This window comes from Solirubrobacter pauli (genome assembly GCF_003633755.1).
Classification (GTDB): Bacteria; Actinomycetota; Thermoleophilia; order Solirubrobacterales; family Solirubrobacteraceae; genus Solirubrobacter; species Solirubrobacter pauli.
Window position 1 is genome coordinate 3,952,121 of sequence record NZ_RBIL01000001.1, and the last position, 11,952, is coordinate 3,964,072.

The following is an 11,952-nucleotide window of genomic DNA, read 5'->3' on the forward strand; positions in this document are numbered from 1 at the left end:
ATGAGCGCCGCTGACGACCTGGACGCGTACTTCAGCGACTTCTACCTGCGGATCTACGCGCACTCGGACCCCGCCGACGACGCGGCGGAGGCCCTTGCCGCCGCGCGGCTCGCGAAGGCCGCGCCGGAGCACGAGGTCCTCGACGTCGGCTGCGGGTTCGGCCGTCACTGCGTGCCGCTCGCCGAGGCGGGCTACCGGGTCACCGGCGTGGATCGGTCGCAGACGCTGCTCGACGAGGCGCGCCGCCGCGCCGGCTCGCAGCGCTGGCCCAAGTTCGCGCGCGCCGACTACCGCGAGCTGCCGTTCGCCGACGACCGGTTCGACGCCGCGTTGAACCTGTTCTCACTCGGCTACCAGGAGGACGCGAACGTGCTCGCGGAGACCCGGCGCGTGCTCAAGCCCGGCGGCAGGCTGGTGCTCGAGTCCCAGCACCGCGACCAGCTCGTGCGCACGTGGCAGGACAACGACTGGCGGCTCGTGGGTGAGGGGCGCCTGCTCCTGGAGCGGCGCACGTTCGATCCCGTCGAGGGCGTGACGCAGACCATCCAGACGTTGATCGAGGCCGGCGGCGAGCGCGAGTCGCGGCCGACGACGGCCCGGATCTACACCGCGTCCGAGCTCGTCGCCCTCCTGCGTGCGGCCGGCTTCGACGAGGTCAAGTGCTGGGGCGGCTACGAGCACGAGCCGTTCACGCCCGACAGCCGCCTCGTCGTCGTGGCGACGGCCTAGATGGGGATGCCCCAGAGGGGGAACCAGCGCTCGAGCTCGGGCTCGATCGGCAGGTCGGCGCCGATCTGGGCCTTCAGGCGCAGCTCGCGCTCGTTGTCGCGCTGCTGCTCGCCGCCGGAGGGCACGAACGGGTAGAAGCCGCCGCGCTTGTAGTTGTAGATCCAGTAGACGCGGCGGTCACGCGCGTCCTTCAACGCGAACACGGCGCAGAGGACCCGTTCGCCGTAGCCGCCGCCCTGGATCGCGGTGGAGACCGCGTTGATCCCGACGACGAGGTCCTCCATGTCGGGGTCGTTGAGGATCATCCAGCGGTAGCCGAACTCGTCGTCGTCGGAGGTGACGGTGGTGCCCGTCTCCTCGCCGGTCGCGTTGACGACCTCCTCCATGTCCTTGACGATGCCCTCGAAGTCGGCGGTCGCCAGCGGCTGGAAGACGATCGCGGCCTTGCCGGTGGTCGTCAGCTCGAGCTCCATCTCGAGCTTGATGTACGCCGTGGACATGGCGAACAGCCGGTCCGCGGCAGGCTGCTTGAGCTCGCGCTTGCCGCGGAGGATGTCGAAGAGGCCCATACCGGGAGACTAGACCCGCTGGCCCTGCAGCTGCGCCTCGAGGCGGGAGAGGGCCTCGATGCGCTTCTCCATCGGCGGGTGCGTGGCGAACAGGCCGCCGATGCTCGTCGGGAAGATGAAGAACGCGTTCAGCTCGCTCGCCGAGCGCAGGTCCTTCTGCGGGATCTGGCCCATGCCGCTCGAGATCTTGTACAGGGCGCTGGAGAGCGCGCTCGGCCGGCCCGTGATCAGCGCCGCGCCGCGGTCGGCCGCGAACTCGCGGTACCGGGACAGCGCCTGGATGAGCAGGAACGAGACGAAGTACACGACGATCGAGACGAGGAACAGGACCAGGAAGCTCGGGTTGTCGTCGTCGTCCGAGGACGAGCCACCGCCGAAGAAGAAGCCGAACTGGACGATGTAGGCGGCGATCGTGGCGAAGAAGGACGCCACGGTCATGATCGCCACGTCACGGTTGGCGACGTGCGTGAGCTCGTGCGCCATGACGCCCTCGAGCTCCGCGGGCGTGAGCAGCTCCATGATGCCCGTGGTGGCGCACACGGTCGCCTTCTTCGGCGAGCGGCCGAGGGCGAAGGCGTTGGGCATGCGCGTGTTGGCGATCGCGACCTGCGGCTTCGGCAGGTCGGCCTGGACGCACAGCCGGTCGATCATCGCGTGCAGCTGCGGCGCTTCCTGCGGCGTGACCACGCGGGCGCCCATGGCCGCCAGCGCGAGCTTGTCCGACGTGAAGAACTGCAACGCCGCCAAGCCGCCGAGGATCACGATCATCAGGACCGCGCTCTTGAGGAACAGGAACAGCACCGCGCCCAGCGCGACATACACAGCGCCGAGCAGGAACAACGTGACGGCCATGCGGATCTGCAGGCCGGTGTCCTTGCCGAAGGATGTGGGTCTGGGCATCTGGCTTCTCATTTTCGCAGCAGGCCGCCAGGCCTTATGAAGATTTAGCCCTGCACCTTGCAGGCAAGCCTGCAGACCGCGCGCGAACTGCGGATAGCCTGGACCGCCGATGCAGTCGCGTGCGGTCTGGGCCGCTGCTGTATTCCTGTGCTTGGTGCTGCCCGCGGTCGCGATCGCGCAGCAGAGCTCGGGACAGCTCCAAAAGAAGATCGATCGCAACAACTCGCTGATCGGCGGGCACAAAGCCCGTGAGCGCGTGCTGACGAGTGACATCACGTCGCAGACGAAGCGCATCGGCGGGTTGCAGTCCGACATCGACCGGCTCTCCGCTCGCCAGCAGAAGCTGCAGACGTCGCTGGACGCCAAGCGCGCCGAGCTGGCCGTCGTGCAGCGCAAGCTGCGCAGCGAGCGCGCCCGGCTCACGCGTCTGAAGGCGCGGCTGGTGGTCGTGCGCCACACGCTCGCCCAGCGCCTGCTCGACCTCTACAAGGCCGGCGACCCGGACCTGATCTCGGTCGTGCTCAACGCCGACGGCTTCGAGGACCTGCTCAGCCGCACCGAGTTCATGACCCGCATCTCCCGCCAGGACGCGAAGATCATGAACATCGTCGCGTCGGCCAAGCGGGACGCGACCGCGACCGAGGCCCGGCTCGACACGCTCGAGGCCAAGGAGGCGAAGGTCGCCGCCGCGATCGAGTCCGAGCGCGACGAGGTGTCCACCGTGCGGGTCGGGCTCGTCGACCGCCGCGAGCGGATCGAGACCGCCCGCAGCACGAAGGTCGCGCTGCTGCGCGGCTCGCGGGAGCGTCGTCACGAGCTCGAGGACGACGTCGCCGACCTGCGTGACGCGCAGGCCAAGGTCCAGGCCCGGCTCGCGCGCCTCTCCGGCGGCCCCGCCACGGCCGGCCCGATCAAGCCCGGCCAGGGCGGCCTGATCTGGCCCGTCAACGGCCCGATCACGTCGCCGTTCTGCGAGTCCCGCGCCTGGGAGTCCTGCCACCCGGGCATCGACATCGGCGTCCCGGCGGGCACGCCGATCCGCGCCGCGGCGTCCGGCAAGGTCGTCCTCATCCAGGGCGAGGCGGCCTCCGGCGGCTACGGCAACTTCACCTGCATCCAGCACACGAGCTCGCTCTCCACGTGCTATGCGCACCAGTCCCGCTTCGCCACGTCGATGGGCGCGAGCGTCAAGCAGGGGCAGGTCATCGGCTACGTTGGGTGCACCGGCCGCTGCTTCGGCGACCACCTGCACTTCGAGACCCGGGTCAACGGCTCGGTCGTCTCCCCGATGAACTACCTCTAGCCACCGCTTGTATCCAGAGCTCCACCTCGGTCCCTTGACCATCCAGATGTTCGGGCTGTGCCTGGGCATCGCCTTCCTCGTGGCCGGGTGGATGGTCGCCCGCCGCCTGGCGGAGCTCGGCCGCCCGGTCGACCTCGCCTACGAGATGGTCTTCGCCGCGCTCATCGGCGGCGTGGTGGGCGCGAAGCTGTGGTTCCTCGCCGAGAACGGCGGCCCGCTCTTCAGCGGCACCGGCCTGACGTTCTACGGCGGCCTGATCGGCGGCGCGCTGGCCGTGATCGCCTGGACGAGCTACCGCGGCGCGCTGGACCTCAAGCTCGCCGACGCGGTCGTCCCGTCGCTGGCCGCGGCCTACGCGATCGGCCGGATCGGCTGCCAGTTCGCCGGCGACGGCGACTACGGCAAGGCCTGGGACGGCCCGTGGGCGATGAGCTACCCGAACGGCACGGTCCCGATCGACACGCCCGTGCACCCGACGCCGATCTACGAGACGCTCGCCATGGGCGCCTTCGCGATCGTGCTCTGGCGCCTGCGCGACCGCTTCTCACCCGGCATCCTGAGCGGCATCTACCTGATCGGCGTGGGCGTCGAGCGCTTCCTGATCGAGTTCCTCCGGCGCAACGATCCGATCGCGCTCGGCCTGACGCAGGCGCAGTGGGTGTCGGTCGGCTTCATGGTCGCCGGAATCGCCCTTCTGCTCGTGCTGCGTGGACGCGTCTCCGCACCCGCTGCCCGCACCGCGTAGCGAGCCCCTAACCTCTTCGGCCGTGCCCGCCACGGCCAGCCACCTGTACCCGCACGCCTCGAGCGTCGATGACGGCCGCCTGACGATCGGCGGCTGCGATGCCGCCGAGCTCGCGCGCGCGTTCGGCACGCCGCTCTACGCGGTCGCGGAAGACGACCTGCGAAGCCGCGCCCGCGAGTTCCGCGCCGCGATGGGCGAGGGCGAGGTCATCTTCGCCTCCAAGGCCTTCCCGTGCACCGCCGTGCTGCGGGTGTTCGAGGAGGAAGGGCTCTCCGTGGACGTCGCGTCCGGGGGCGAGCTCGCCCTCGCGCGCAGCGCCGGCTTCCCCGGCGACCGGATCATCCTGCACGGCAACGCGAAGTCCGCGCGCGAGCTGGAGACGGCCGTGGACATGGGCGCGCGGATCGTCGTCGACAACTTCGACGACATCGACAAGCTCGACGCGCTCGGCAAGCCCGCGAACGTGCTCATCCGCGTCACGCCGGGCGTGGTCGCCGACACGCACGCCGCGATCCTCACCGGCCACGCCGGCTCGAAGTTCGGCTTCAGCCTCGCGCAGGCGCCGGAGGCGATCGCGCGCCTGCAGGCCGCGTCCTGGGCCGACCTGCACGGCCTGCACATGCACATCGGGTCGCAGCTGTTCGACCTGGAGCCCTGGCGACTGGCGGTCGAGGCGATCGCCACCCTCGGCGACTTCCCGGCCTACGACCTCGGCGGCGGGCTCGCCGTCGCGTACACGCCCGATCGCCGCCCGCCGAGCGTGACCGAGTTCGTGGGCAACATGATCGCGTCCGCGAACGAGCTGCTGGGCGAGGGCAAGCGCCTGAGCATCGAGCCCGGCCGCGCGCTCACCGCGACGGCGGGCGTGACGCTCTACAGCGTCGAGTCGGTCAAGGACGTCGACCTGCCGGACGGCAACGTGCGCTTCGTCGCCGTCGACGGCGGCATGAGCGACAACCTGCGCCCGATGCTCTACGACGCGCCCTACCAGGCCGACCTTGTCGACCGGGTCGGCGCCGTGGGCACGCCGTGCACCGTCGTCGGCAAGCACTGCGAGTCCGGCGACGTCCTGATCCGCGAGACGAGCCTGCACGAGCCGAAGGTCGGCGACGTGCTCGTCACCCCGGTCACCGGCGCGTACGTGTACGCCATGGCCAACAACTACAACGGCGTGCCCAGGCCCCCCGTCGTGTTCTGCAAAGACGGCGACGCGCGCCTGGTCGTGCGCCGCGAGACCTTCGAGGACCTGCATGGCCGAGACGTATAAGGTCGGGCTGCTGGGGCATGGCACCGTCGGTGCCGCGTTCGAGCGGCTGCTGAGCGAGCGCGCGGACACGATCGCGCACGTGACGGGCTGCCGGCCCGAGGTATCCGGCGTGCTCACGCGCTCCCGCGGCGACTTCGAGCAGATCCTGGCCGACAGCGACCTGATCGTCGAGCTGATCGGCGGCATCGACCCGGCGCGCGACTACGTGCTGCGCGCGATGCGCGCCGGCAAGCACGTCGTGTCCGCCAACAAGCTGCTGCTCGCGAGCCACGGCGAGGAGCTGTGGAGCACCGCGCGCGAGCACAACGTGCAGCTGCGCTTCGAGGGCGCGGTGGCCGGCGTGGTGCCCGTCATCCGCGTGCTCCAGGAGACGCTCGCCGCGGCGCACGTGGAGCGCATCCACGGCATCGTCAACGGCACCACGAACTTCATCCTGAGCGAGATGGCGCGCGGCGGCACGCCGTACGCCGAGGCGCTCAAGCGCGCGCAGGAGCTCGGCTACGCCGAGGCCGACCCGACCGACGACGTCACCGGCAAGGACGCCGCCGCGAAGATGGCGATCCTGGCCCGGCTCGCGTTCTCGACCCCGGTCACGCTCGACCAGGTCACGTACGAGGGCATCGAGCACATCACGGGCGAGGACATGAACTACGCGCGGGACTTCGGCCTCGCGCTGAAGCTGATCGGCACGGCCGAGCGCGTCGACGGCGGCATCAGCGTCCGCGTCCACCCGGCCTTCCTGTACCCCGGCCACCCGCTCGCGTCCGTCAACGGCTCGTTCAACGCCGTCACGGTCGAGTCGGAGGCGATCACCGAGATCACGCTGTCGGGCCCGGGCGCCGGCGGTCCGCAGACCGCGAGCGCCGTCCTGGGCGACGTGATCAGCGCGATGATCCCGCCGGCGTCCACGCCGGAGACGACCGCGTCGCTGGCGGTCGTCGCCGACGTCAAGTCCGCCTTCTACCTGGCGATGGAAGTCGATGACGAGCCGGGCGTCCTCGCCCAGGTGGCCGAGGTGCTCGGCATGCAGGGCGCGTCGATCAAGTCCGTGGTCCAGCGCGGGCTCGGCGGCCAGGCGCGGTTGGTGATGGTCATCCACCCGCTGCTCGAATCCCGCTTCTACGGCGCGGTGCAACTGCTGGCGCGGATGCCGTTCGTGCGCGCGGAGCCGCGCGCGATCCGCGTGCTCGACGAGGAGTTCAACGACTGATGGGCCTCATGACCCGGTACGCCGACCGGTTGCCGTTCGCCCCCGGCGACCCGATCGTCACGCTCGAAGAGGGCTCGACGCCGCTCGTGCTCGCCGAGCGCCTGTCCGAGCGCGTCGGCAAAGAGGTGTGGCTGAAGGTCGAGGGCGCGAACCCGACCGGCTCGTTCAAGGACCGCGGCATGACGTGCGCGGTCTCCGACGCCGTCCGCAACGGCGCCGAGACCGTCATCTGCGCCTCCACCGGCAACACCGCCGCGTCCCTGGCCGCCTACGCGGCGCGGGCCGGCATCAACGGCGCCGTGATCGTGCCCGACGGCAAGATCGCCACCGGCAAGCTCGCCCAGGCGCTGATGCACGGTGCGCGCGTGATCGCGCTGCGCGGCAACTTCGACGAGGCCCTCAAGCTCGTGCGCGAGCTCACCCAGCGCCACCCGATCGCGCTCGTGAACTCCGTCAACCCGTTCCGGCTCGAGGGCCAGAAGACGGCCGCGTTCGAGCTGCTGGACTCGCTCGGCGAGCTCGACGCGCTCTGCATCCCGGTCGGCAACGCGGGCAACGTCACCGCGTACTGGAAGGGCTTCAAGGAGATGGGCGCCGCGCCGCGGCTGTTCGGCTTCCAGGCCGAGGGCGCCGCGCCGCTCGTGACCGGCAAGCCGTTCCCGAACCCGGAGACCGTCGCGAGCGCGATCCGGATCGGCAACCCGGCCCGCTGGGAGGAGGCGATGGACGCGTTCACCTCCTCGCACGGCCGCGTCGCCGCCGTCAGCGACGAGCAGATCCTCGACGCCTACCGGTTCCTCGCGGCGAACGAGGGCGTGTTCTGCGAGCCGGCCTCGGCGGCCAGCGTCGCCGGGCTGCTCAACCACGGCGCGGAGGACGCCGAGCGCGTCGTCTGCGTGCTCACCGGCAACGGCCTGAAGGATCCGCAGACCGCGCTCTCGCAGGCGGGCGCGGTCGTGCCGTGCGAGCCGGAGATGGCGGCGGTCGAGAAGGCCGTCCTGGGTGCATAGGAGCCGCACCGTCCGGGTTCCCGCGTCCTCGGCCAACCTCGGCCCGGGGTTCGACGTCATGGGCGCGGCGCTCGACCTGCACATGGAGGTCGACGTCGTCGAGACGGGCCAGTTCGCCGTCCACACGGACCTGAAGATCGCGCGTGACCGCCGCAACCTGATCGTCCGCGGCTTCCAGGCGCTCGCGCCGGCCGACGGCTTCGAGTTCACGATCCGGTCGGACATCCCGCTCTCCGGCGGGCTCGGCACGAGCGCGGCGGCGATCGTCGCCGGCCTCGTCGCGGCCGACTCGATCTTCGAGCTCGGCGCCGACGTGCTGGGCGAGGCGACGAAGATCGAGGGCCACCCGGACAACGTGGCCGCGGCGCTGCTCGGCGGTTTCGTGCTGTGCGTGGACGGCCACGCGGAGCGCTTCGAGCCGCCGCCCGGCCTCGAGTGCCTCCTGGTCGTGCCCGAGCAGGCCGTGCGGACCGCCAAGGCCCGCGAGGCGCTCCCGAGCCGGATCCCGATGAGCGACGCGGTCTTCAACATCGCGCACGCCTCGATGCTCGTGCTCGGCCTCGCGCGCGGGGACCTGGGCCTCGTCGCGCGCGGCCTCGGCGACCGGCTGCACCAGCCGCGGCGCGCGCACCTCTACCCGCGCTCGTGGGAGCTCGTCCAGGAGGCCAAGGGCCTCGGCGCGCTGGGGGCGACGATCTCCGGCGCCGGCCCGACCGTGCTCGTCTGGTGCGACATGGCCAGCACCGGCGCGGTGGTGGAGCGACTGCACGAGCGCGCCGACGGGTGGGCCGACGTGCACCGCGTGCCGTTCAGCGCCGCCGGTGCGGAAGTCCGGTTCTGACGCGAACCGCGCCCGGCCGGATCTGCACGAGCTCGCAGACCTGGTTGGCGATCCACAGCCCGCGGCCGCCGAAGGCGTCCACGTCCGGTCGCATGCGCCCGGCCAGCGGGTCGCGGATGATGCCCTGGTCGCGCACGTCGCACACCAGGTCGTCGTCCTCGCGCCACAGGCGCACGATCCCGCGGCCGCCGCCGTGCTGGACGCTGTTGATCGCGACCTCGTCGACCGCGAGCACGAAGTCGGGCTCACCGCCCGCCTCGCGCACGAGCTGACGGACCTCCGACAGGGACTCGAGGTCGAACCCGAGCACGCGCGAGCCGGTCGGTGGGGGCGGCAGCGGCGCGAGCGGCAGCGGCTCCTCGCGGAAGTGCGCGCTCGGCTCGCCGTCGACGACCGCGTGGCTGCGGCACGCCTCGTGCAGGACCTGCTCCGACAGCCCGTCCGCGTCGTACGGGCACAGCAGCGTGAAGTCCTCGTCGAAGGCGACGTTCAGCAGGGACTCGTGCAGCTGGCACTCGACGAGCTCCGCCGGCCCACGACCGGCGTAGACCGGCTCGCCGATGCCGCGCACCGGGCCGCGGTGGCTCTCCACGAACTCGCGCCAGAAGGGGATGATCCGCGCGGGGTTGCGGTCGATCTCGACCAGCTCCACGCGCGCCGCGTCCTCGCCGAGCGCGGCCCGCACCGGCTCCAGCGTCTCCGCACGCGTGGCCACGCGCACCGGCTCACCCTGCTGCAGACCCGCGCGCACGTAGGGCAGGATTCCGGCGAGAAGCTCGTCGGTCCCGTGGTACCGGAGCGCTTGGTGGGTGAAGGCCACGGCCTTCAGGCGACGACTTTGCGGATGGCCTCGATGAGCGGGCCGTCGTCGTCGCCCTTCTCGAGGTAGGCGTCGGCGCCTTCGCCGAGCGCACCCTCTTGCATCAGTCGCACGTAGCCGGAGTAGACGATCACCTTCACGCCCGGGGCGACCTCGCGGATCGCGCGCAGCAGCGTGTCGTCGCCGGGCTTGCCGAGCGTGTCCAGGAGGACGACGTCCGCCTCGGTGCCGGCCAGCGCTTCGAGCGCGCCCTGCGCCGTGTGGGCCTGCCCGGCGTGGACGATGTCGTCGTAGTCGGCCAACCAGAACGCGACGAGGCGCGTGAACGCCTCGGAGTCGTCGCAGTGGAACACCCTGATCCCCATGCCGACGCGTCAGTGTACGAGCAACGGCGCCAAAGCGCCACGGGCCGCTTCGCGCCCGAGGCGTGCGAGCACCTCGTCGGCCAGCGCGTAGTAGTCCTGGCCGAGGTCCGGACGGTAGTCCAGGATGGAAAGCGCTTTCTCGGCCGACTCGGCGTAGGCGATCGACGAGCGGATCACGGCGTCGAAGACCTTCTCGCCGTAGTTCTCCTGAAGCTGCGCGTACGCGTCCCGCGAGTGCGTGGTGCGCATGTCGGCGATGTTGAGCAGCACGCCGAGCAGCTCGAGGTCGTCGTTGTAGTACTCACGGACCTGCTCGATCAGCTCGATCGCGCCCGTCGTGCCCTGCAGGGCGAAGTACTGCGCCTCGCTCGAGATCAGCGCGTGGTCGGCGGCGACGAGCCCGTTGATGGTCAGCAGGCCGAGCGCCGGCGGGCAGTCGACCAGGATCACGTCGTACGCCTTGCGGACGTCCTTGAGCGCCTTCTTGAGCACGAGCTCGCGACCCATCTTGCCGGAGAGCGCACGCTCGACCTCGGCGAGGTTGAGCGAGGACGGGATCACGCCCTCGTGGACGGCGGCGGAGGCCTTCGCGTCACCGGACAGGACGTCGGCGACGGTCGGCGTGGCGTCGCGCGGCACGTCGAAGTAGTCCGAGAGGTTGCCCTGCGGGTCGAGGTCGACCGTCAGCACGTCGAGGCCGACCTGCCGGAGCACGTCGGCCAGGGTGCGAACCGTCGTGGTCTTGCCCGTGCCGCCCTTGAGCGACAGGACCGCGATCGTGTCGGCCATGCCGCTCGAACCCTACAGGGGCGTCTACTCGGTGATGGCTGCCGGGTGGGCGGAGCTGGGCACCGCCACGGTGTCCAGGAAGTACAACGCGTGACGGCCGATCAGGACCTCGTCGCCGTCGGTCAGCGGGCTCCACTCCACGCGCCGGCCGTTGACCTGGATGCCGTTGAGCGAGCGGTCGTCGAGCACGCGGACGCCGCCCTCCTCGCTGGCGATCAGGGCGTGGCGGCGCGAGACGGTCGCGTCGTCGAAGCGGATGTCGGCGGCGAGCGAGCGGCCGATCCGCGTCCACTCCCGGGTGACCGGGATGACGACGATCCGCTCGTCCTGCTCGAACGCCAGGTAGCGGCCGGCCTCGCCCAGGCCGGCGCGGGCCTCCTGGAGCCATGCGGGTGGCTCCGGACGTGTTGAGACGCGCAACATCTCCGTACCCGGCAGCGTGCCGGTGTACTGGGTGTCGTCGTCGAATCGTGGGTGACTCAAGACAGCTTCCTCCCTGGGTTCGACCGACCCCTCCGCTGCGGGATCATAAACCCCGGAGGGTGGGGCGACGACCCCATCTTGGACTTTGGCTTGCAACGAGGAGGGCCGGAGAGGCCCGTCGCGAAGGACGCCGACATGCCCTCCCTGTCGCTTCTGAAACCGCTCGGGCCGCCGGAGCTGTCGTTCGTCCGCGCGTCCATGCGGGCCCTCGCCGGCGGCCGGCGCGGGTGCGAGCACTGCCACCGCACGCCGCTGCTCGGCGAGACGGTCTACATGTACGGCGAGCGCATGGTGTGCGAGCTCTGCCGCCCGCTGCGACGCGGTGAGGCGCCCGGTCGGATGGAGATCGTGCACTCGATCGAGCGCGACCACACCGTGAGGCGCCGTTTCGCCGCGTAAACTGTGGCGGTGATGGACCCCATCACCGCCCACGTCGTCATCGACCGTCCCCGCGAAGAGATCTTCGAGTACCTCGCGGACATCGCCAACCACCCCGAGTTCTGCGACCACTTCATGAAGGAGTGGCGGCTCACGCGGGTCGAGTCCTACGGCCGTGGGGCCGGGGCGCGCTTCAAGCTGGATGCACCGCTGGACCGGTTCGCCTGGGGCGACATGACGTTCATCGAGATGCAGCCGCCGTACCAGATCGTCGCGGCCGGTCGCGGAGGGAAGTTCAACCGCAACGAGACCTGGACCACGTGGACGCTCACGCCTTCGGGCGGTGCCACCCGCGTGGAGGTCACGACGGAGTCCGCGCCCAAGCTGCCGACCGACCGGTTCATCGAGACCGTCACGGGCCGGCGCGCCTGGTACACGCGCAACCTCAAGAAGGCGCTCGGTCGTCTCCAGGGGAACCTCGAGGACAACGACGAGCGCGCGACGGACCGCGGTGTGCGCGCGACCGTCGGCGGGTTGTAAGGT

15 protein-coding genes are annotated in these 11,952 nt (G+C 70.9%); 9 read left to right on the forward strand and 6 right to left on the reverse strand.

Annotated elements, in window-relative coordinates; genetic code table 11:
• Entirely contained in the window at window positions 1-729 is a 729-nt protein-coding gene (locus C8N24_RS18530) for a class I SAM-dependent methyltransferase (protein ID WP_121252358.1), read from the forward strand.
• Here C8N24_RS18530 and pspAB read toward each other — a convergent pair.
• Together pspAB and htpX are read right to left on the reverse strand one after the other, a co-directional pair.
• Window positions 726-1,298: a PspA-associated protein PspAB gene (gene pspAB / locus C8N24_RS18535; protein WP_121252360.1), complete on the reverse strand. Its 573-nt coding sequence runs from the start codon at window positions 1,296-1,298 to the stop codon at window positions 726-728. The two genes, C8N24_RS18530 and pspAB, sit on opposite strands and share 4 nt — an antisense overlap.
• A gap of 9 nt (window positions 1,299-1,307) precedes the next feature.
• On the reverse strand, window positions 1,308-2,198 hold the full coding sequence (htpX, locus tag C8N24_RS18540) for a zinc metalloprotease HtpX (protein ID WP_121252362.1): 891 nt from the start codon (window positions 2,196-2,198) through the stop codon (window positions 1,308-1,310).
• A gap of 109 nt (window positions 2,199-2,307) precedes the next feature.
• Between htpX and C8N24_RS18545 the strand changes: the two genes are divergently transcribed.
• The 6 genes from C8N24_RS18545 to thrB are packed head-to-tail and all read left to right on the forward strand — an operon-like array spanning window position 2,308 to window position 8,574.
• A complete protein-coding gene (locus tag C8N24_RS18545) occupies window positions 2,308-3,501 on the forward strand; it encodes a murein hydrolase activator EnvC family protein (RefSeq protein ID WP_121252364.1) in 1,194 nt (397 codons plus the stop codon).
• A 7-nt stretch (window positions 3,502-3,508) separates the two neighbouring features.
• A complete protein-coding gene (locus C8N24_RS18550; protein ID WP_121252366.1) occupies window positions 3,509-4,246 on the forward strand; it encodes a prolipoprotein diacylglyceryl transferase in 738 nt (245 codons plus the stop codon).
• Between the two features lie 22 nt (window positions 4,247-4,268).
• Window positions 4,269-5,513, forward strand: a complete 1,245-nt coding sequence (gene lysA, locus C8N24_RS18555) for a diaminopimelate decarboxylase (RefSeq protein ID WP_211340017.1) — start codon at window positions 4,269-4,271, stop codon at window positions 5,511-5,513.
• Window positions 5,497-6,723: a homoserine dehydrogenase gene (locus C8N24_RS18560; RefSeq protein WP_121252370.1), complete on the forward strand. Its 1,227-nt coding sequence runs from the start codon at window positions 5,497-5,499 to the stop codon at window positions 6,721-6,723. The genes lysA and C8N24_RS18560 overlap by 17 nt, the downstream gene beginning before the upstream one ends.
• Window positions 6,723-7,733: a threonine synthase gene (gene thrC, locus C8N24_RS18565; protein ID WP_121252372.1), complete on the forward strand. Its 1,011-nt coding sequence runs from the start codon at window positions 6,723-6,725 to the stop codon at window positions 7,731-7,733. Before C8N24_RS18560 ends, thrC begins: the two co-directional genes overlap by 1 nt.
• The gene (gene thrB, locus C8N24_RS18570) at window positions 7,726-8,574 is read left to right on the forward strand and encodes a homoserine kinase (protein WP_121252374.1); all 849 of its coding nucleotides are present in this window, start codon (window positions 7,726-7,728) and stop codon (window positions 8,572-8,574) included. The genes thrC and thrB overlap by 8 nt, the downstream gene beginning before the upstream one ends.
• On the opposite strand, the gene C8N24_RS18575 is transcribed toward thrB, so the two are convergent.
• The 4 genes from C8N24_RS18575 to C8N24_RS18590 are packed head-to-tail and all read right to left on the reverse strand — an operon-like array spanning window position 8,543 to window position 11,031.
• Window positions 8,543-9,394, reverse strand: coding sequence for an anti-sigma factor RsbA family regulatory protein (locus C8N24_RS18575; RefSeq protein ID WP_121252376.1), 852 nt, complete (start codon window positions 9,392-9,394; stop codon window positions 8,543-8,545). The two genes, thrB and C8N24_RS18575, sit on opposite strands and share 32 nt — an antisense overlap.
• Window positions 9,395-9,399: 5 nt before the next feature.
• On the reverse strand, window positions 9,400-9,759 hold the full coding sequence (locus C8N24_RS18580; RefSeq protein WP_121252378.1) for a response regulator: 360 nt from the start codon (window positions 9,757-9,759) through the stop codon (window positions 9,400-9,402).
• Between the two features lie 9 nt (window positions 9,760-9,768).
• Entirely contained in the window at window positions 9,769-10,548 is a 780-nt protein-coding gene (locus C8N24_RS18585; RefSeq protein ID WP_121252380.1) for a ParA family protein, read from the reverse strand.
• A 24-nt stretch (window positions 10,549-10,572) separates the two neighbouring features.
• Window positions 10,573-11,031 (reverse strand): FHA domain-containing protein, encoded by a 459-nt coding sequence (locus C8N24_RS18590; RefSeq protein ID WP_147447874.1) that lies wholly within the window; start codon window positions 11,029-11,031, stop codon window positions 10,573-10,575.
• A 135-nt stretch (window positions 11,032-11,166) separates the two neighbouring features.
• Here C8N24_RS18590 and C8N24_RS18595 point away from each other — a divergent pair, with 135 nt between their 5' ends.
• Together C8N24_RS18595 and C8N24_RS18600 are read left to right on the forward strand one after the other, a co-directional pair.
• Window positions 11,167-11,430 (forward strand): hypothetical protein, encoded by a 264-nt coding sequence (locus C8N24_RS18595; protein ID WP_121252385.1) that lies wholly within the window; start codon window positions 11,167-11,169, stop codon window positions 11,428-11,430.
• A gap of 12 nt (window positions 11,431-11,442) precedes the next feature.
• Window positions 11,443-11,949, forward strand: a complete 507-nt coding sequence (locus C8N24_RS18600) for an SRPBCC domain-containing protein (protein ID WP_121252387.1) — start codon at window positions 11,443-11,445, stop codon at window positions 11,947-11,949.
• Window positions 11,950-11,952: the final 3 nt, after the last annotated feature.

Bases quoted from the DNA above. Each gene is read 5' to 3' on its own strand.
- C8N24_RS18595 (WP_121252385.1), top strand. From the start codon at position 11,167: ATGCCCTCCCTGTCGCTTCTGAAACCGCTCGGGCCGCCGGAGCTGTCG.
- pspAB (WP_121252360.1), bottom strand. From the start codon at position 1,298: ATGGGCCTCTTCGACATCCTCCGCGGCAAGCGCGAGCTCAAGCAGCCT.
- C8N24_RS18560 (WP_121252370.1), top strand. From the start codon at position 5,497: ATGGCCGAGACGTATAAGGTCGGGCTGCTGGGGCATGGCACCGTCGGT.
- C8N24_RS18530 (WP_121252358.1), top strand. From the start codon at position 1: ATGAGCGCCGCTGACGACCTGGACGCGTACTTCAGCGACTTCTACCTG.
- htpX (WP_121252362.1), bottom strand. From the start codon at position 2,198: ATGCCCAGACCCACATCCTTCGGCAAGGACACCGGCCTGCAGATCCGC.
- C8N24_RS18580 (WP_121252378.1), bottom strand. From the start codon at position 9,759: ATGGGGATCAGGGTGTTCCACTGCGACGACTCCGAGGCGTTCACGCGC.
- thrC (WP_121252372.1), top strand. From the start codon at position 6,723: ATGGGCCTCATGACCCGGTACGCCGACCGGTTGCCGTTCGCCCCCGGC.
- C8N24_RS18600 (WP_121252387.1), top strand. From the start codon at position 11,443: ATGGACCCCATCACCGCCCACGTCGTCATCGACCGTCCCCGCGAAGAG.
- C8N24_RS18585 (WP_121252380.1), bottom strand. From the start codon at position 10,548: ATGGCCGACACGATCGCGGTCCTGTCGCTCAAGGGCGGCACGGGCAAG.
- C8N24_RS18545 (WP_121252364.1), top strand. From the start codon at position 2,308: ATGCAGTCGCGTGCGGTCTGGGCCGCTGCTGTATTCCTGTGCTTGGTG.